Source organism: Thermoactinomyces daqus (assembly GCF_000763315.1).
GTDB classification, from domain to species: Bacteria; Bacillota; Bacilli; order Thermoactinomycetales; family Thermoactinomycetaceae; genus Thermoactinomyces_A; species Thermoactinomyces_A daqus.
The window spans coordinates 39,453-57,471 of the sequence record NZ_JPST01000003.1; the positions used below are offsets into that span (position 1 = coordinate 39,453).

At 48.2% G+C, this 18,019-nt stretch carries 18 protein-coding genes; 3 read left to right on the forward strand and 15 right to left on the reverse strand.

Features of this window, described 5'->3' with window-relative positions; all coding sequences use genetic code 11:
• Nucleotides 1-17: 17 nt before the first annotated feature.
• From JG50_RS0100625 to JG50_RS0100650, 6 genes are all read right to left on the reverse strand, one after another.
• Nucleotides 18-710 (reverse strand): DUF4241 domain-containing protein, encoded by a 693-nt coding sequence (locus tag JG50_RS0100625; RefSeq protein ID WP_052153855.1) that lies wholly within the window; start codon nucleotides 708-710, stop codon nucleotides 18-20.
• A 179-nt stretch (nucleotides 711-889) separates the two neighbouring features.
• On the reverse strand, nucleotides 890-1,450 hold the full coding sequence (locus JG50_RS0100630) for a hypothetical protein (protein ID WP_033099178.1): 561 nt from the start codon (nucleotides 1,448-1,450) through the stop codon (nucleotides 890-892).
• Between the two features lie 85 nt (nucleotides 1,451-1,535).
• Complete coding sequence (locus tag JG50_RS21040; protein ID WP_374057976.1) at nucleotides 1,536-1,640, reverse strand: hypothetical protein; 105 nt, start codon at nucleotides 1,638-1,640, stop codon at nucleotides 1,536-1,538.
• Nucleotides 1,641-1,668: 28 nt separating this feature from the next.
• On the reverse strand, nucleotides 1,669-1,971 hold the full coding sequence (locus JG50_RS0100635) for an SMI1/KNR4 family protein (RefSeq protein WP_033099179.1): 303 nt from the start codon (nucleotides 1,969-1,971) through the stop codon (nucleotides 1,669-1,671).
• 196 nt (nucleotides 1,972-2,167) lie between these two features.
• Complete coding sequence (locus JG50_RS0100645; RefSeq protein WP_033099181.1) at nucleotides 2,168-2,581, reverse strand: Imm1 family immunity protein; 414 nt, start codon at nucleotides 2,579-2,581, stop codon at nucleotides 2,168-2,170.
• A gap of 239 nt (nucleotides 2,582-2,820) precedes the next feature.
• Nucleotides 2,821-3,723, reverse strand: coding sequence for a LysR family transcriptional regulator (locus JG50_RS0100650; protein ID WP_033099346.1), 903 nt, complete (start codon nucleotides 3,721-3,723; stop codon nucleotides 2,821-2,823).
• Between the two features lie 119 nt (nucleotides 3,724-3,842).
• Between JG50_RS0100650 and JG50_RS0100655 the strand changes: the two genes are divergently transcribed.
• Together JG50_RS0100655 and typA are read left to right on the forward strand one after the other, a co-directional pair.
• Nucleotides 3,843-5,132, forward strand: a complete 1,290-nt coding sequence (locus tag JG50_RS0100655) for an amino acid permease (protein ID WP_052153856.1) — start codon at nucleotides 3,843-3,845, stop codon at nucleotides 5,130-5,132.
• Between the two features lie 86 nt (nucleotides 5,133-5,218).
• Nucleotides 5,219-7,039, forward strand: a complete 1,821-nt coding sequence (gene typA / locus JG50_RS0100660) for a translational GTPase TypA (RefSeq protein ID WP_033099182.1) — start codon at nucleotides 5,219-5,221, stop codon at nucleotides 7,037-7,039.
• 100 nt (nucleotides 7,040-7,139) lie between these two features.
• Here typA and JG50_RS0100665 read toward each other — a convergent pair whose 3' ends face one another.
• Nucleotides 7,140-7,778 carry a flavin reductase family protein gene (locus JG50_RS0100665; protein ID WP_033099183.1) on the reverse strand — a complete coding sequence of 213 codons (639 nt, stop codon included), beginning with the start codon at nucleotides 7,776-7,778 and terminating at the stop codon, nucleotides 7,140-7,142.
• Between the two features lie 6 nt (nucleotides 7,779-7,784).
• A complete protein-coding gene (locus JG50_RS0100670; protein WP_033099184.1) occupies nucleotides 7,785-8,951 on the reverse strand; it encodes a homogentisate 1,2-dioxygenase in 1,167 nt (388 codons plus the stop codon).
• Nucleotides 8,952-9,159: 208 nt separating this feature from the next.
• On the opposite strand from JG50_RS0100670, the gene lepB reads away from it, so the two are divergent.
• Nucleotides 9,160-9,708 carry a signal peptidase I gene (gene lepB / locus JG50_RS0100675; RefSeq protein WP_033099185.1) on the forward strand — a complete coding sequence of 183 codons (549 nt, stop codon included), beginning with the start codon at nucleotides 9,160-9,162 and terminating at the stop codon, nucleotides 9,706-9,708.
• A 312-nt stretch (nucleotides 9,709-10,020) separates the two neighbouring features.
• On the opposite strand, the gene JG50_RS0100680 is transcribed toward lepB, so the two are convergent.
• The 7 genes from JG50_RS0100680 to recJ all read right to left on the reverse strand — a co-directional run bounded on the left by JG50_RS0100680 (nucleotide 10,021) and on the right by recJ (nucleotide 17,982).
• Nucleotides 10,021-10,653, reverse strand: coding sequence for an FMN-dependent NADH-azoreductase (locus JG50_RS0100680; RefSeq protein ID WP_033099186.1), 633 nt, complete (start codon nucleotides 10,651-10,653; stop codon nucleotides 10,021-10,023).
• Between the two features lie 201 nt (nucleotides 10,654-10,854).
• Entirely contained in the window at nucleotides 10,855-11,487 is a 633-nt protein-coding gene (locus tag JG50_RS0100685) for an FMN-dependent NADH-azoreductase (RefSeq protein ID WP_033099187.1), read from the reverse strand.
• Between the two features lie 301 nt (nucleotides 11,488-11,788).
• Nucleotides 11,789-14,098, reverse strand: a complete 2,310-nt coding sequence (locus JG50_RS0100690) for a right-handed parallel beta-helix repeat-containing protein (protein ID WP_152568448.1) — start codon at nucleotides 14,096-14,098, stop codon at nucleotides 11,789-11,791.
• Between the two features lie 134 nt (nucleotides 14,099-14,232).
• Nucleotides 14,233-14,370, reverse strand: coding sequence for a hypothetical protein (locus JG50_RS19870; RefSeq protein WP_160173774.1), 138 nt, complete (start codon nucleotides 14,368-14,370; stop codon nucleotides 14,233-14,235).
• Between the two features lie 140 nt (nucleotides 14,371-14,510).
• The gene (locus JG50_RS0100695) at nucleotides 14,511-15,011 is read right to left on the reverse strand and encodes a GNAT family N-acetyltransferase (RefSeq protein ID WP_033099348.1); all 501 of its coding nucleotides are present in this window, start codon (nucleotides 15,009-15,011) and stop codon (nucleotides 14,511-14,513) included.
• 99 nt (nucleotides 15,012-15,110) lie between these two features.
• Entirely contained in the window at nucleotides 15,111-15,626 is a 516-nt protein-coding gene (locus tag JG50_RS0100700) for an adenine phosphoribosyltransferase (protein ID WP_033099189.1), read from the reverse strand.
• Nucleotides 15,565-17,982 (reverse strand): single-stranded-DNA-specific exonuclease RecJ, encoded by a 2,418-nt coding sequence (gene recJ / locus JG50_RS0100705; protein WP_052153857.1) that lies wholly within the window; start codon nucleotides 17,980-17,982, stop codon nucleotides 15,565-15,567. Before recJ ends, JG50_RS0100700 begins: the two co-directional genes overlap by 62 nt.
• Between the last annotated feature and the right edge of the window lie 37 nt (nucleotides 17,983-18,019).

The following is an 18,019-nucleotide window of genomic DNA, read 5'->3' on the forward strand; positions in this document are numbered from 1 at the left end:
AAAAACGCCGAACGCGCTTATTTCGGGTCAAGCAGTTCGGCGTTTTGGTTTAACAAAGCAGCCTTTCGATTTTTATTCCCTTCATACAGACCGAAATCAGTCACTAAACAGCAGATTTCATCTTTCTCATCATAACCCCAATACGATACATAATATCCATCACCTAATCCGCTTGAAAAAATTACAATGTTACCTAACGGGTCTATTTTTAGATTGGCCCAATCTCTGGTATCCACGTAATTTTTCTCCATTTCCTCTATTATGAAATCATCGTATTCAGGATTTTCATCCAATATACTTTTGTATTTTTTGTAAATTTCATCATCCATAAAACAGCCAACACCACAGTCAACAGGGTAGCCAAAAGCCTCACCCTCTTCCAATTCACTTAAATCCTGACCTTCCTTCAAAGCCATTTCCCAGCGTACTGCCTGACTTTCTTTAAACCTGATCATCGCCGCACCAATGCGTTCGTCGTCATCATCGAGATAATGAACAACGTTTAATACTACTGGATACTCTCCCGGATTTACTTTATTTATAAACGGTTCGGTACTTTCGTAAACGAAAGGATCACATGCGACAATTTGGCCAGAAGGTAAACTTATATTACCAGCATAAATATTTCTTGTAACCGCTTCTCCATTATATGTCTTGAACTTTACATTTCCCCGGTAAAAATGGTGAAAATCAGGAACTTTGATGTTCATCAAACTGAACCCTTTCCAATTAGAATAATTTACTTTGATACATTGGGATCACCTTAAAATACTTCACTGTTCCGATACTGTAAAAAGCGGCCGTTTTGCAAAATCATTTTTACCTTGCTTCATTTAGCGTTAATTCCTCTTATGACGGGAAGACCCCAACTCATCATTCAATTGAAAAGTTACTCTAAAATCAATATCCAGCTTTTCACGCACTCATCAGGCAGAACCGTACCTAACTTCATCCCGATTTCTTGCAAAATCTTTTTATCAAACTCCCATTCATCGTTCATAAAATGACCTCCGTATTTTAAATGACAAATCTCACCAAGCACAGTCAAAGCTTCAATAAAACCTTCAAGATCAGGCGCAATTTTTCTTAAATTTACACTCCTTTGTCCATGCCACGTATGGTAAATCTTTTCCGTTTTCTGCTCAAAAATGAAAGGGTCTGACCCTTTATCGGCGATTACAATCCAATCCGGGTCCTTTTGCATATTCCGCAAATTGTGGCTGAAATTCATCTGTAAATCGACCAACTCTTCCGGTTCATACAATTGGATTGGATTCCCGCCAAAATCCAATTCCCCCATTCTCGGAGCAAACTTTCTATACCAAGTTACGAGTTTCTCACTAAGATGCAAGGATTTTTTAATCTCACTAATCACATGCTCATCTGTTGAACCGACTGTAAAACCACACTTTGTCATGACTTTGTGCCATTTACGCAAAACCGGTTCCATTCCTCATCCCCGCTCGACGATCATATTTTTAATTATTGCATTCAGCCCGCTTCGTCAATCAGATGCAAAAGTAACATCTGGCCTTTTAACCTTTTTTCAGTAGCTCAAGAAACTCCCCAAAGGAATCACAAATCGGGAAAAGTCCTTTCTCTTTGTCAATGGCCGCTTCTTCATGATCCCATAAAACAATTTTCGGCTCTTCTTTTTCATTGCGGTAGTCAAAGCAAAGACAATCTCCAGATGCTTCGTATACCGACTAATCGATCTTTTATATATTCATAAATCAGTAGGATATAAAGATCGTGTTCCGCATCGGGATTGAACGAAGCAAAGTCGGTCAATACAATATCTCGAACACCTGGTAGGTAAAGAACATCGGGAGATACTGTAATAGGATGATACTTTAAAATAATATCATTATATTCGCTAGGAAATCGGATTCCTAATTGTTTCTCAACTTTTCTAATGTCATCTAACTGAATCTCTCCATGAGAATATTCCCATTCCAATTGCTTACTCAATTTTTTCACCTACTTAATCTATAAAATCAGGATAACGATCGTCTCCAACTCTTCCACTTGTCCGTGCGACGTTGCTTCCTCCCATATATCTCTTCCCCCACATGCCCGATTTGGCGATGTAAGGAAGTTGAAACTACATTTAAACTGCATTAGATTTTGTCCTTGATGTATTTCAACAAGATCCCTGAGCCTTGCTTTATAAGTCAGGACCACCCGCAAGGTACTCCCAAGAATGATCTTGACACCGTGATCCATTCTCATAAAAATACCTGATTGCTTCGACTGCCTTATCTTGTGTAACACACCATTTGGCAGGATACAGTTCACTGGTTTGTATCGTCAACTCATAATATTCTTCTTCACTTTCAGCGGGATCAATCAGACTGCAATTCACTTCTCCGTCTTCTGAAACATAATTCACAATATATCTTTTTTCCCCTTTAATTAAATTACCGCCTCCACAATACAGCGTCCCTGCATCAACCAATTCCAACGTGAAATTTGTCGCTTCTTTTCCATCCAAACTACAAATGCATTGACAGATCCTTTTCCAACTCGGGTTTTCTTCCTCAGGAATTTCATGATCTTCAGTAAGTAAAATCCATTCCATTCTCATTTCACCTTATTCATTTCTTACTGCTGGGGGATTCCGCGTGAATGGGGGAAATTCTCGCAAAACCAAAGTGGTAAAATGCTCGTAAAGATGATTGCATCAACGCGGAGAAGGGCACCGGCCGGCGCGTAAAATCTTCGATCCGACCGATGCCCCATCATGTGCAATCGCCTCCTGTTTCAATCATAACAGGCTGAAAAAACAAAAACAAGAACATTCGTTCCCGAATCTTCCTTTCAATTGCTCCGCCAGTGTTCCGCCCGGTTCCGGACAAGCTCAATCCATTCTTTTACGGCCGGAGAAAGCCATTTCTTCTTGTGATAGGCCATTTTCGTAAACACACCGCAAGTTTCATCCCGCCAATTCAGTCTCGACAATCGTCCTTCCTGCAACTCTTTCCTCACTGTGATCATCGGCAAAAAAGCCAAACCCAGACCGACCTGTACGCAATTTTTGATCGCTTCGATACTCCAGAATTCTTCCCCCTGGGTTGTGTTAATCCCGTTGCGCATCAAATATTGCTCAAACAAAGTTCGGTAGCTGCACCCTTTTTCTGTTTGCAGAATAATTTCATTCTGAATATCCTTCGGCTTCACTTCTTCTGCCCTTGCCAACGGATGATCCGGGGCCGCCACAAGTGCCATCTCTTCAAATACCAGCGTCTCGACCGCAAGATCTTCCTCTTCCTCATGTTCCGCTTCCAGCAAAAATGCGAGATCCAGTTCGCCCCGTCGCAAAAGGTTTCGCATCTCCGTGCACAATCCGGGATTGATGATTAACTTCACCTTCGGAAATCTCTGTTTGTATTCCTGGAGCAACGCCGGCAGCCGAAAAGCGGCTAACGATTCCGGTGTCCCAATTGTCAGCGTTCCCGCCGGTTCCGTCTGGGCACGGATCTCCGCCAAAGCTTCATCATGGATGTTCAATAACCGGACGGCATAATGCAAAAGTTTTTCGCCCGCCGCCGTCAAAACGAGCTTTTTGCCCAGGCGGTCAAATAAAGGGATTCCCAGCTCTTCTTCCAACGCATGGATCTGCATCGTCACACTGGATTGCGCATAGCCGAGCTGTTCGGCGGCCCGGGTGATGCCCCCTGCCTCCACCACCGTTTTCAATGTTTTTAAATGACGGAACTCCAAACAATCTTCCTCCCCTTTTATATCGTTTTGATCGATCATCTCTATAGAATTTATCTATTTTACTGATAGTAACATCCTTTTTAAAATAAAAGCAACCGAACACAGGAGAGTGAAGAAATTTGAAACAACTGAAGAAAACAATCAGTTTGCCACAGATCATCGCCTTATACACGGCAGCTGTTTTGGGCTCCGGAATTCTTATCGTCCCCGGGTTATCCGCCCAGATCGCCGGCCCTTCCTGCCTGATCGCCTGGGCAGTCATGGCCGTCTTTACTTTGCCCATGGCCATTACCATGGGATGGTTATCCGCCAAATACCCTCATGCCGGCGGGGTCTCTCATTTTGTCACCCTTGCTTACGGAAAACAAGCCGGCATTTACATCGGATGGTTTTTTATCATGTCTGTCATGATCGGGGCTCCGGTTGCCGCCCTCACCGGGGCAGGTTATCTGAGTTCCGCGATGGGATGGGGGGAAAGCGGACGAATCCTGGCAGGAGTGGCAATGGTTTTGGGAGCTTTAATTCTCAACTGCCGTGGGATGGAATTGGGAGGAAAAATACAGGTGGCGATCGTCAGCAGTATTTTAATCGTCCTGCTTCTTGCCATCTTCGGGGCAGTCCCTTTTGTGCAGGCATCGAATTTTAGCCCGTTTTTGCCACACGGATGGATTCCCGTCGGAGTGGCGACCACCATCCTGTTCTGGTGTTTTATCGGATGGGAAGCCGTCTCGCATTTATCGGAGGAGTTTGCCAATCCGCAGCGCGATTCGATCATCGGGGTGATCTGCGCGGCAATCATTGTTGGCACCATCTACTTTTTCACCGCTTTTGTCACCGTCGGAACCGGGAGTTACACCCATGCGGATACCGCCATCTCTTTTCTCATGCGCTTTACGTTTGGGAAAAGCGGACAATTGCTGACGGCCATCTTGTGTTTTCTCATCTGCAGCGCCACCGTCATCGCCTATACGGGTGCGGCGTCGCGCTTGGCTTTTGCTTTGGCACGGGCGGGTAATGCACCTGTTTTTTTAAGCCGGTTATCCAAACGGCAGACACCGACAGGCGGACTGGCACTGATGGCTGTCGGCTTTACGCTTTCTTTCACTTTTTACTCCACGGGAGTAATCTCCTTGGCCCATCTGCTCCTGCTCCCAAATGCTTCGTTTATTCTGACTTATGCCGGGGGATGCGCTGCGGCCATCAAATTATTGAAGGATTCCAAGTGCCGGCAGCTGATCAGCTTGCTCTCCTTTCTGCTGACAGTATGCATCCTGCCTTTTGTCGGTTGGGCACTGCTCTATCCGCTCTTCATCGCCTTTCTGGTCACTTTTTACCTCCTGTGGCGGAAAAAACATACCGCCCCGGTCAAACATGGGATTTTTCCGGGTGATTCTGATTCCATCCTCTAGCGCTCCCCCATCTCGGTATGGTACGATTCGATTTGGAATCAGATTACGAAAAGGGAGGTTGGGGGTCAAAGACCTCCTCACCAGAGATGTACACACCAGAAAACATACGAAATATCGCGATTATCGCTCACGTAGACCACGGTAAAACAACATTAGTCGATGCGATGTTAAAACAGAGCCGGATCTTCCGCGAAAACCAGCAAGTGGAGGAACGGATCCTGGATTCCAATGATTTGGAGCGCGAGCGGGGAATCACGATCCTGTCCAAAAACACGGCGATTCAATATAAAGGGGTCAAAATCAATATTGTTGACACTCCGGGACACGCGGACTTTGGCGGCGAAGTGGAACGAGTGATGAACATGGTGGACGGTGTCCTGCTCCTGGTTGACGCAGTGGAAGGGCCGATGCCGCAAACGAAATTCGTCCTCCGCCAAGCGCTGGAGCGCGGACATAAGGCGATCGTCGTCGTAAACAAGATCGACCGCGAAAATGCCCGCCCGGAAGAAGTGGTGAATAAAACGTTCGATCTCTTCGTCGATTTGGGCGCCACGGATGAGCAGTGCGATTTTCCGATTTTATATGCGAGCGGCTTGACCGGTGCCTCCGGCTTTGAACCGGATCAGTTGACACCGACGATGGAGCCTTTGTTTGAAACGATTCTCTCTTACCTTCCTTCGCCGGATGTGGACGATCAGGGGTATACCCAGATGCAAGCCACATTGCTGGGATACGACGAGTACAAAGGTCAGATCGTCATCGGCCGCCTGAACCGCGGCACAATCCGTCGCAATCAATCCCTGCTCCTCATCCCTGCCGAGGGTGAACCAAAAGCAGTCAAAGCCGGGCAGGTCTTCACCCACGAAGGCTTAAAAAGGGTGGAAGTCGAAGAGGCGCATGCCGGGGATATCATCGCGTTGACCGGGCTTGGCAAAGTGGGCATCGGCGACACGATCACCGATCCCGCGCACCCGGAAAGCCTGCCGCCGATCAAGGTGGAAGAACCTACGTTGCGGATGATGATCGGAATCAATACCAGCCCCTTCGCAGGGCAGGACGGAAAATTTCTCACCTCCCGTAAAATCCGGGAACGGCTGATGCGTGAATCTGAAAAAGATGTCGCCCTTCGGGTCGAAGATACGGATTCAGCCGACAATTTCCTGGTTTCCGGGCGCGGTGAGCTGCACCTTGGCATCCTGATTGAAAACATGCGGCGCGAAGGATATGAATTTCAGGTGAGCAAACCTGAAGTAATCTTTAAGGAAGTCGACGGCCAACTGATGGAGCCGGTGGAGCAGGTGGAAATTGAAGTGAGCAGCGAGCAGCAGGGAACCGTAGTTGAACTCTTGGGGAAACGGAAAGGCCGGTTGCTGGACATGACCGTTCTGGACAGCGGCAATATCCGTTTCACCTATCAGGTGCCGTCGCGCGGATTACTCGGATTTCGACTGCAACTGCTTACCGCGACCCGGGGAGAAGCGATCATGAACACGTTATTTACCGGATATGAACCCTATGCCGGAGAGATTGAAACACATGAATTCGGCTCGCTGATCGCCTGGGAATCAGGCACGGCCACCACTTACGCCCTGCATTCGGCCCAGGAACGCGGACAGCTGTATATCACGCCTGGAACCGAAGTATATGAAGGAATGGTCGTCGGCCAGCATATCCGGGAAAATGACCTTGAGGTAAATGTCTGCAAGAAAAAACATTTGACCAGCATTCGCAGGGCGACCGCGGAAGAAGCGCTGCGCCTCGATGCTCCGCGCCGCCTCTCCATTGATGATGCCCTTGAATTGATGAAAGACGATGAACTTTTGGAAGTAACGCCGAAAACATTCCGTCTGCGCAAAAAATATCTTTCCAAAAATGAACGAGCCCGCCACGCGAAACAAAAGAAATAAAACCTTCGCGTCCTGACCGGCACAACCCGGGTGGATAAAAGCTTTCACATAAAAAATTTCGGAGGCAAGCATCAACACTTGCCTCTTTTTTTGCATTGCTTTATGTGTTCCGCGCCCGCCATTCTTCATAAGTGAGACGCGGCAGCGAAAACGTTTCGCCGATCTTTCCGTACTCCGTTCCCGCCATCCGTCCCACCGGCCTCAGGCGATCGGTATCAATCTTGCCTTCGAAATAAAGCGAATCATCCACGTGAAACTGGACGATTTCCCCGATGATAAAATCCGCGTTCGGAGTATCTCTTCCACCCAGTTCCAATATTTGCTGCAAACGGCATTCCATTTGAATTTTCCCCTCTGCCAGACGCGGTACCTGCACAATCTTCCCCGGCAGGACATGAAAACCGATCTTTTCCGCTTCACTCACATCGGGCGGAAAATCGACTGACGTCTCATTGACCATCGATACATTATCCTCATCAACCACATGGACGACAAATTCTTTTTTCCAAGCGATATTACGGGCAGTATCTTTCCGGTTGCCGTTCGGTTTTCTCGACACACTGAACCCGATCAGAGGAGGGTCGGTGGCGATCACATTAAAAAAACTGAACGGAGCAGCATTGACGATTCCTTCCGGGGATAATGAAGTGACAAACGCGATCGGCCGGGGTAAAATGCTTCCAATCAACAGCTTGTAATTCTCTTTCTTGCTTTGTTTGCCAGGATCAATTGTACGCATAAGGCATCACCTTTTTTCATTTTCCAACCAGCTGTACATATAAGCTGAATCTTCAATATTCAATGCCGCCTTGGCCACCTTCAGGGGGCGGAATGTATCCACCATCACCGCCAGTTCCTCCGTCCTCTTTTTCCCGATGCTCCCCTCTGCTTTTCCCGGATGGGGGCCGTGGGGCAAACCGCTGGGGTGCAGCGTGATCGAACCTTCTTTTACCCCTTTGCGGCTCATGAAGTTCCCCCTCACATAATAAAGAACCTCATCGCTGTTGACATTGCTGTGATAGTAAGGGGCAGGGATCGCCAGTGGATGGTAATCGTACATCCGCGGAACGAACGAACACACGACGAAATTGGGGCCGGCAAAAGTTTGGTGAACGGGCGGGGGCTGATGGATCGAACCCGTTATCGGTTCAAAATCATGGATGTTAAACGCCCATGGATAAAGGTACCCGTCCCAGCCGACGACATCGAATGGATGGAAGGCATACGTATAGCGATGGAGTCGGTTGCGCGCCTTTACCCGCACCTCGAACTCCCCTGTCTCCCGATGCGGATGAAGGGTTTGCGGCACACGGATATCCCGCTCGCAAAACGGGCTGTGCTCCATCAATTGACCGTATTCATTTCGGTATTTTCGCGGAACGGTAATTTCACCGCTTGATTCAATCACAAAAAATCTCGTATTCTTCGTCTTCAATGAAATCCGGTAAGTGGTTCCGACCGGAATGACCAGATAATCGCCCGCCCGGTACGGAAGATCGCCAAAAATGGTCTCCAGCACGCCTTCTCCTTCATGGACAAAAATAATTTCATCGCCATCGCTGTTGCGGAAAAAATAAGACATCTCTTCGGTCGGACACACGGTGGCCAAGGCGACATCCTCATTGGCCAGCCAATGGATCCGCCCGTCAATCGGATCACCGCCCTTTCCGGCGGCAAATGTGAGGAGGTGCCGATGGCGGTTGGCTCCTTCCTCTTCCAAAGGGATTTCCCAATCACGAATCCACTCTGCTTTGCTTACGGCGGTCGGGGGGTTCATATGGTATAAAATCGACTGGATGCCGGAGAATCCCTTTGTTCCCATCACTTGTTCCCGATAGAGCGTCCCGTCTTCCTGATAAAACTGAATATGCCTTTTAGCGGGGATCTGTCCCAAGCGATGATAAAAAGGCATGCCCTTCCCCTCCATTCTAAATAACCAAAACAGATTCTCTTTGTATTTTAGCAAAATAATCATTTTTCGCGCCAATAGCTGCTTTAACGCGGAAATGCACAACTACATGACCATAAGGCCCAGTTGACAGGAAAAAGGAGAAAAAAGTCTAATTAATAGGTATCTGTCCAACCATTTTCCAAATCCTACAAAGGAGATCGAGTTTTCAATGAGGTTATTAAAAGAAGGAGTGGCTTGGTTCAGTTCTTTGTTTACCGGGATGGCAATCGCGCTCATCATCAGTATTTTTATTCTGCAACCGACCAAAGTTCTCGGCCATTCCATGGAACCGACACTCATGCCGGATCATCATATTTTTGTGTCCAAACTCCCCTGTGTCCTGCAATACCACCCTCATCACGGGGATATTGTCATCATAGATAGCCGGATTCACCATCAGCGCACCTGGGTCGACGATTTGATGGACAGTCCCCTCTACGTCTGGATCACCGAGACTTCACCCCATAATATTTGGGTGAAACGCGTGATCGGAGTCCCGCGGGATGTCATTGAAATCAAAAATAACCGGGTCTATCGCAACAACCAGTTGCTGAAGGAAAGCTATATCAAGGAAGAGATGAACAATACGCCTGACATGAAGATCACGGTTCCCGATAATTGCATCTTCGTCATGGGCGACAATCGCAATTACAGCATGGACAGCCGGGAAATCGGCTGCGTTCCGATCGATCACGTGCTCGGGGTAAAAATATTCTGATTCATGCCGGAGAATTTTTTTTCTTTTTATGCAACCTGGACAACCGAAGATGAGTCTAATATAGCAAACAACTTTTCAGGCAAAAGGATGGGTCATGATTGGATAAGGATCTCGTCGTTTCCGGTTTGTCACTCTTTTTTCTCTTTTTTATCACGTGCTGCGTGATCTGGTTTACGGATCAACCGGCAATCCATTAAAGATGATGTTGAAACGACCTGCCAATTTTCAATCCAAGAGAATGCGCCATAAAAAAAGCGCCGACCTTTGGGAATCGGCGCCTTTTGTCCATGGGAGAGAGAATGTCTTGCTCTTTTATTTTGCGAAGGAAGCAGCAACGTCCTGGCCGTGTGCAATCGCTTTTTCCAAAATGGCATCGGCCTGCTCCGGAAATGCTGCCATTCCTTCAGCAATAACCGATTCAACGTCCGTAATGCCGATGAATTGCAAAACGGTGCGCAGGTAGCGGTCACTGAATTCCACTTCCCGGGCGGGACCTTCCGAGTAAACGCCGCCGCGCGCCTGAATGTGAACCGCTTTTTTTCCTTTGAGAAGCCCCACCGGGCCGTTTTCGGTGTATTTAAAGGTTTTACCGGCAATACAAATCGTGTCGATATAGGCTTTCAGCTTTGGCGGAAATAAAAAGTTCCAAAACGGAGTCACAAATACATATTTATCCGCGGACACAAATTGTTCGGTCAATTCATTGATGCGATCCACTTTTTTCTTTTCTTCGGGGGTCAAATCCGCCCCTTTTGCCAATTTTCCCCATCCACTGAAAACTTCTTCATCAATGTAAGGAATTTCTGTTTTGTACAGATCCAATTCCACAATTTCATCTTCCGGGCGAATCTCTTTATAACGCTCCAAAAAAGCCTTGCCCACCCGCAAACTGAAAGATTCATCAATCGGTTTGGGATTCGCCGTAATATACAGGACTTTGGCCATGAAATGATCCTCCTCTGCTCAAGTTTAGTAACTAACTTTAAATACGTAAGTATAATATGATAAAGAACTGCGAAAGTCAAGAAAAACCATTGAGCCGGAGCCATTGCACCGGTTTGGAAATTCATGACACCCCAGTGTCCTGGAAAAACTATTCTGCCAATCATCCCTAGTTTGTACTGCTTCTTTCCCGATTATCCACCATTAATTTTTCGCAAACTCCACTGCGGTTCGCTTCGCCAGATGAATCGCCTGCTGCAAAATCTGGTCGTACTGTTCTTCGTTGGACGTTCCTTCGGCAATAATTGATTTCACATCCGTAATTCCCATGAAACCAAGAATCATTTTGACATAACTGTCAGCAAACTCCATCGCCTGACCCTGTCCTTGTGAAAAAATACCGCCACGGGCCTGAATATGTATCGCTTTTTTGTTGATCAACAGTCCCACCGGCCCCCGGCTTGTGTATCGAAACGTTTTTCCCGCCATGCAGACGAGATCGATATAAGCTTTAAACATCGGCGGCAGACCGAAATTCCACATCGGGGTGACAAATACATATTTATCGGCTGAAACAAACTGCTCAACCACTTCATTGATGCGGTTCAATTTTTTTCTTTCCTCCATCGTCAGCGGCACGTGCTCCACCATTTTGTTCCATCCGTTAAAAACATCATAATCCAATAAGGGGATTGATTCGCGATATAAATTTAATTCAATGATTTCATCAAGCGGATTGGTTAATTCGTATGCATTTAAAAAAGCCCGGCCTACTTGCAAACTAACAGATTCATGCTCCGGTTTGGGGTTGGCGGTTACATAGAGGACAGCTGCCATGTTTACACCTCCAGTTTTCGTCATTGTCTCAATCCAAAGCCACAACCCTGGGTTGCGGAGACCTCCTGTCATAAGAACGGCTGCCACCGCATGAAACAGAGATCGCTCATCACCTGGCTCAACCCGGGGATGAAAGCAGATCTCTCACAGGAAAAAAGCAACACCCCGATTATATCCATCTTTATAGACTGACTGCATCATATGATGATATTTTTATATTTGTCAAGAATAAAATAATTTTTATTAATAAGCATTACCACGCCACAAAAAATCCGACCCCAAGGCCGGATCACTTCAAATGTCAATTTGTCTTCCCTTCCCTTGACCGATGGCTTTGTTTCTCCTCCTTCATCAAAGTCTCAATCCACTCCGGATCATGAGGCAAAACTTCTTCTTCCTTCTTCACGGCGAGATCTTCGGGCAGCAAGAGGGTCAGCAGTTCCCTGGTGCGCTCTTCTTTCGCGATTTTTGCACATCGCTGACCGTGACGGTATTTCACCATTTGAAAAAAATGGCGAACCCGTTCCGCCCGGCCTGCTTCCGCATTTTCCCGGCAAATCCGGTTCATCTCCTGCCACAGCCGACGCCGGGCCGACTCATCAATCCTGTAATTTTCTTCTTCCGCCATCCGCTCAAACAATTGAACCAGTTCTTCCGGAGTATAATCGCGAAATTCAAACCAATGCTGAAACTTTCGAGCCAACTCGGGAACATGATTCAACCACTCCTTCAGTGGGTGCTCAGGCCCTGACAAAATCACAATCCGGTCGGCGTCTTCTTCATTGACCAATCGAATCAACCAATCAACCCATGATTGCCATTTGCCGGCAGAAACGGCATCCGCTGCCCAGGATTGCGGGTTGCGCAAATACAACACCCCTCCCTCGGTCCGGGCTGTCACTTCCCGCCTTCTCTCCTCCGCTTCCTCCGGCGGACTTTCCAGCAATTCCGCCGCATCGACGGACACCAGATGGCCTTTGCTCAAAAAATGAAGATGATTCATGGCCAACCCGTAAAACTCTGCCCATTTCCGCTTACCGATGCCCGGCGGACCGCAAAAGACGGCATGTGGCGGAGCGGGTTCCAGTTTTTCGATTCCCAGGCGCTTTCGATCGGACAAATAATCATAATATCGGATGAGATCCAGCAGCTTCCGCTTCATTTCCGTTTGTCCGATCATCCCCGCGCTCCAATTTTGCCAGAGGAGCGATAACGGATTAGGCCGACGGTCGGGGTCAGCGGAAGTCCCGTGTTCGATATCAAGAATCACCGGCCGGCTCTCCACCACATTCCAGTTGCTTTCCCTGATCTTGTCAAAATGGCACCTGTCAAAGGAACCGCGACCGTTTTCCACCACTTCGACCCCGTTGAGGCTGTCATGAATCGAACACTGAATAAACTCCGGATCCGCTGCTTTTGAAACATGTACTGCGGCGGCATTCATAAAGTCGTAAATCTCTGTATCCCGGATGGTTCCCGTCGCCTTTAACGACAGTGAAACTCCATGTCGTTGCCCGCGATAAATCCGGCAACGTAGCAGATCGAGATTGGCTTCCGAGCGAATGGAAACGAGATCCCCGTTAAACCCGAACAACTCGCAATTCTCCATGATTCCCCTGCCGCCCTTTTCGCAGAAGACCGCTTCTTTGTTTCCATCATGAATTCGCGTCTGCAAGATGTGTGGGGCAGCTTCGTTCAGAATCCAAATGGCCGGTTGACGGCTGAAACCGTATAAGTCACACTGGTCTATCATGCCACCAGCACCATTGGTAAAGAAAAAGGCACCTTGCGGACAATTTTTGATCGTACAGGCAAAAAAGCGGGGTTCGGCCTGAGCCAGCACCCGGATGGCCGGCTCGATTTCGCCTACCGAAAAGATTTTGCATTCCTCAAATTTCGCCTTTCCCCCCGACATCACCATCCCGCTTGTTTTTCCGTCATGAATCAGGGTGCGGATAAACGCCGGACTGCCTCCATCAATCCCGATCGCCGGACTGTGATCAAAACCAAACAAATTGCATTCCTCAAAAAGCCCTTTTCCATTTTCTTCCACAAACACACCGTAACCCTTCGTGCCGGTTATCGTACACTGACGAAATACAGGGTCTCCTGAGGATACCAGAATGGTCGTCATCTCGCTTTCGCTGTGCAGACTGCATTCCTCAAATAATACCTTGCCGCGGCTCCGGCTTAATATGGCGGCGTTTTTTTGACTGCTGATCCGACAGCGGCGCAAGATCGGTTCCGCTTCATCCACGGCAATGGAAATTCCCGGCCCCTTTTCGGCCCGCACATCGCACCCGTCCAGCACCAGCGCTCCCCTGTGAACGGCCACAACCGGTGAATCATTGGTGCGCGCCTGGCTTAAAGTGAGATTTTTAAGTACCGCATAACCTGCGCTCATTTCGATGGTGGCATATTTTTTTCCCACGATGACCACTTCTTCTTTGGCTCCTGTCCCAATGATTTCGATCATCCGGTCGATCCACAAATCTTCATGGTAGACTCCAGGTTCAACCTCAATCACGCTGCCGGAAGGCGCCTGATCAAGAGCGGATTGTATGGTTCGATACCTGCTAAACCATCTGCGTGATACCCGAATTGTCGACACTTCCGTTCAACAAACCTTTCCTGTTTTCCCCCTTCTTATTTTTCAATATGTCACGATCTGTCCCTTTCCACTCATAAAAAAAAAAGACCGGCGATAAAACCGGCCCGATTTGGTCCCCGCACATGCAGCGCTCTTTATTCATAATATTTCAATATGCACGCGCGTACTTCATTCATTTCCTGGTTTTCCTCCACTTCGGACAACTTTTTCCCTACTTCGGCACCGCAAATTTCACAATATTTCGGTTCATGTTCCTTTACCTGCCCATCCATCGCTCTCCACCCCATCCTCTTTATTATAATACCATTATATTATAACAACACCTGTTATGCAACAGTTTGTATTAGTACAACTCTTGCTTTTCATATAAAAGGCGGGAGCCGGATTGCACAAGCTGGAAAAGGGAGGGATTTCACCTTTTGATCGCATAAATATGAACCAGGGTCATACGAAACACCGTCTCCTTTTCTTTCTCCATTCCTATTTTACGTGCCACCTTGATTGACGCTTTATTCCCGGGCTGAATAATGGATATCAGCCTCTGCAATTTCAATGTTTCAAATGCGTAGTCGCGAAAAGCTGCCGCCATCTCTGTGCCCAATCCCTTGCCCCAATATTTCGGCAACAGCCAATAACCGATTTCCGCTTCGATCCGTCCGTCAACAATCTGTTCTATTACACCGGAATGCCCCACCTTTTCCCCGCTTTTCCGGTCAATGGCCAGGCAAATGCCCATTCCGCCTTTTTGCGCATTCAGCCACTTCTGAAGCATCTCTTCCGTTTCCTCCGGCGTCTTTACTTTTCCGATATAACGCATCACCTGCGGATCACTGCACAACGAGATCAAAAACGGCAAATCCTTTTCCTTATACGGCCGGAACCGCAATCTTTCTGTCTCGATCAAAAGACTCATACCATCCTCCAAATCAAAATTGAATGAATATTCAATCACAAAATGGTTTAAGAATACCACCCGCCTCCCGGGAGGTAACGGGTGGACATTCAGCCTGCATTATTCGTATTTCACCAGGGACACAACTTCAAGTCCATTCAGCTTCTCCCTGCCTTGAAGATAAGCCAGTTCAATCAGGAATGCCGCACCGACCGGCTCCCCTCCCAACTGTTTGACAAGGTCAAGTGTCGCGGAAATCGTGCCGCCGGTTGCCAGCAGGTCATCGGCAATCAACACTTTTTGTCCGGGCTTAATGGCATCCTTATGCATGGCCAATGAATCTTTTCCATACTCGAGGCTGTAATTGGCCTGAACGGTTTCGGCCGGAAGTTTTCCCGCTTTGCGAACGGGAACAAACCCCACACCAAGCGCATAGGCCAGCGGGGCTCCAACCACAAACCCGCGCGCCTCCGGGCCGACGACCAAATCGATCGATTTGCCGTTTAACCTGGCAGCGAGCTCATCGATTGCTGCTTTGAAGGCTTTTCCCTCTTTGAGCAAGGTGGTAATATCTTTAAATCGAATCCCCGGTTGCGGAAAATCGTTGATCACTCGAATTTTCTCTTTGAAGTTCATGTTCATGTCCTCCTAAATGTTTGAAAGCGATCGTTGAAAACAAATACCTGCACAATTCCGTGTATGAAGAGTAGACCAATGTTTGCAGAACTTGTTGTCCGGCGAGCTGCCTTTGGTATAATTTGGAATCTGTTAACGGTTTTTTAGCCGGGTTTGGATGAATGCGTATTTCTCCATGCTCAACCCTTAAAAAGCCCAATTCCTCAAACACTTGAATGATAAAGGAAAGCGATCGTTTTTGCAATCCCGTATGGCGCATAAGTGCGGAAAAATGTTTGGACAGGGAGATTTTCTCCCGGCCGGCAAGCAAGCGGTACAAACGTTTAAAATCATCCCGGGTGGGAACTTTGGCCAGCAAATCGTCAAATTCTTTATCGCCAAACAAAAAATAGAGCCGCTCTGCTTCTTTTACCTGATTCAACCCTTTTGTGAACACTTCCAAATCAGGCGGCGCATCCACCAAAACTACAAATTTGGCAGCACGAACCTCCGCGGGCCAATCCCTTTCCGCAAGCTGATCCCAATAGACAACGGTCCCTTTCAAATCCACCGCCTGCAAGGGCTGTTTGATCATACCGGAACAAACATAACAGACACCGTCATGATCCAATCCCTTCAGCCTTTCCCAATCGCGACGGTTGCTGCGCCAGTCAAAAACCTGCAAATGGGGAATCATTAAATCCCGGATAATAAATTGGGGCGAACGTTGTCCGTTCCATTCATTCATCTGCAATTCTCCGAGCAGGCGAATCCGGGACAAGGGTGCGATTTCCCTGGCTGCCTCACCAATCCGAAAACCGACCGCTTCCACGGTTCCCCCGTCCGTTTGCAAATAAATCTTCATATGTTCTTTATCTTTCCCCATCAATTGAACCCGGGCGACAGGAGCATCTTTGAGAATAAACAGCGGTGTGGGATTTCCCACTCCATAGGGAGCCAATGCTTCCATCTGTTCGATCAGGGCCGGCTCGATCCGCTCCAGTTCAAGCTCTCCCTCAGCGTGCAAAAGCGGGATGTAATCTTCCGGAGTCAGCCATTCCTGTGCCAGCTCCGACAGCCGCTCGTGAAGCAAATCCAAATCTTTAACGGCCAAGGTCATCCCGGCCGCCATCTCATGTCCGCCAAAATGGGGCAGCAAATCCCGGCAAGCGCTCAGGGCCTGAAACAGGTGAAAACCCTTGATGCTGCGCGCGGAGCCCTTTGCCGTCTGCTTTTCCTCATCGATGCCCAGCACGAGCACCGGCCGGTAATATTTCTCCACCAAACGGGAGGCCACGATTCCCACAACGCCCACATTCCAGCCCGGTTTCGCAACCACAATCACATGGCGATGGCGTTCCGGATTTTTTTCGACTTCGCTGATCGCTTCGAGCGTCATCTCTTCCACCAGCTGTTGCCGCTCCCGGTTCATCGCATCCAATTCCCTTGCCAGGCTTTCCGCTTCCCGCACATCCCCGGAAATGAGCAAACGAACGGCTGTATCCGCCGAATCCAGCCGGCCGCTGGCATTGATACGCGGGCCCAGAGCAAATCCGACATGCCCGGCTGTCACTTCGCGCCCGATATCTGCCGCTTCGATTAAAGCGCGAAGGCCCACCGATGTCTCTTCATTCATTTTCCGCAAACCATGATAAGCAAGGATGCGATTTTCTTCGATCAGCGGGACGAGATCGGCAATTGTCCCCAGGGCGACAAGATCGAGCCATTCCACCGGTACCCGGTTCAGCAAAGCAGTAGCCAGTTTAAAAGCAACACCGACACCGGCCAGCATTTTAAACGGGTAGGAACATCCCGGTTTTTTGGGATTGATCACGGCCAGGGCATCAGGCAATATTTCCGGCGGTTCATGATGATCGGTAATGATTAAACCAAGGCCGAGTTCTTTGGCATAATCTGCCTCTTCAACGGCACTGATGCCCGTATCCACCGAAACCACCAGTTCAAACCCCTGTTCTTTAGCCGATTGTAACGCTTCTTTGTTTAATCCATATCCTTCTCGAAAGCGATTGGGAATATAATAATCGACATTGGCCCCCAGTTTTCGAAAAACATGCATCATCAGACTGGTGCTGCTCACTCCGTCGGCATCATAATCACCATAGATCAAAATTTTTTGTTTCCGTTCCAGCGCATGCCTGATTTCCTCCACTGCGGTTTTCATCCCGTCAAGAGCAAAAGGATCGTGCAAATCTTCCAGCCGGGGCTGCAAAAATCGTTTTGCCTGATCATGATCCCGGATTCCCCGTCGAAGCAAAATCCGGGCCAGCAGGGGATGAATTTGGCAATCACGGGCCATTTTATCAGCCAGGGCATCATCCACCTGTTCTGCCTTCCAACGCCCCTTTGCATACAGCACGGTTCCGTTCACCTCACTTTGCGTACTCAATTATAGC

Excerpts from the sequence above, each read along its gene's own strand:
- JG50_RS0100645 (WP_033099181.1), bottom strand. The coding sequence starts at position 2,581 with ATGGAATGGATTTTACTTACTGAAGATCATGAAATTCCTGAGGAAGAA.
- JG50_RS0100670 (WP_033099184.1), bottom strand. The coding sequence starts at position 8,951 with ATGCCTTTTTATCATCGCTTGGGACAGATCCCCGCTAAAAGGCATATT.
- typA (WP_033099182.1), top strand. The coding sequence starts at position 5,219 with ATGTACACACCAGAAAACATACGAAATATCGCGATTATCGCTCACGTA.
- JG50_RS0100680 (WP_033099186.1), bottom strand. The coding sequence starts at position 10,653 with ATGGCCAAAGTCCTGTATATTACGGCGAATCCCAAACCGATTGATGAA.
- JG50_RS0100625 (WP_052153855.1), bottom strand. The coding sequence starts at position 710 with ATGAACATCAAAGTTCCTGATTTTCACCATTTTTACCGGGGAAATGTA.
- JG50_RS0100685 (WP_033099187.1), bottom strand. The coding sequence starts at position 11,487 with ATGGCAGCTGTCCTCTATGTAACCGCCAACCCCAAACCGGAGCATGAA.
- JG50_RS0100700 (WP_033099189.1), bottom strand. The coding sequence starts at position 15,626 with ATGAACTTCAAAGAGAAAATTCGAGTGATCAACGATTTTCCGCAACCG.
- JG50_RS0100665 (WP_033099183.1), bottom strand. The coding sequence starts at position 7,778 with ATGCGTACAATTGATCCTGGCAAACAAAGCAAGAAAGAGAATTACAAG.
- lepB (WP_033099185.1), top strand. The coding sequence starts at position 9,160 with ATGAGGTTATTAAAAGAAGGAGTGGCTTGGTTCAGTTCTTTGTTTACC.
- JG50_RS0100630 (WP_033099178.1), bottom strand. The coding sequence starts at position 1,450 with ATGGAACCGGTTTTGCGTAAATGGCACAAAGTCATGACAAAGTGTGGT.
- JG50_RS0100695 (WP_033099348.1), bottom strand. The coding sequence starts at position 15,011 with ATGAGTCTTTTGATCGAGACAGAAAGATTGCGGTTCCGGCCGTATAAG.
- JG50_RS19870 (WP_160173774.1), bottom strand. The coding sequence starts at position 14,370 with ATGGATGGGCAGGTAAAGGAACATGAACCGAAATATTGTGAAATTTGC.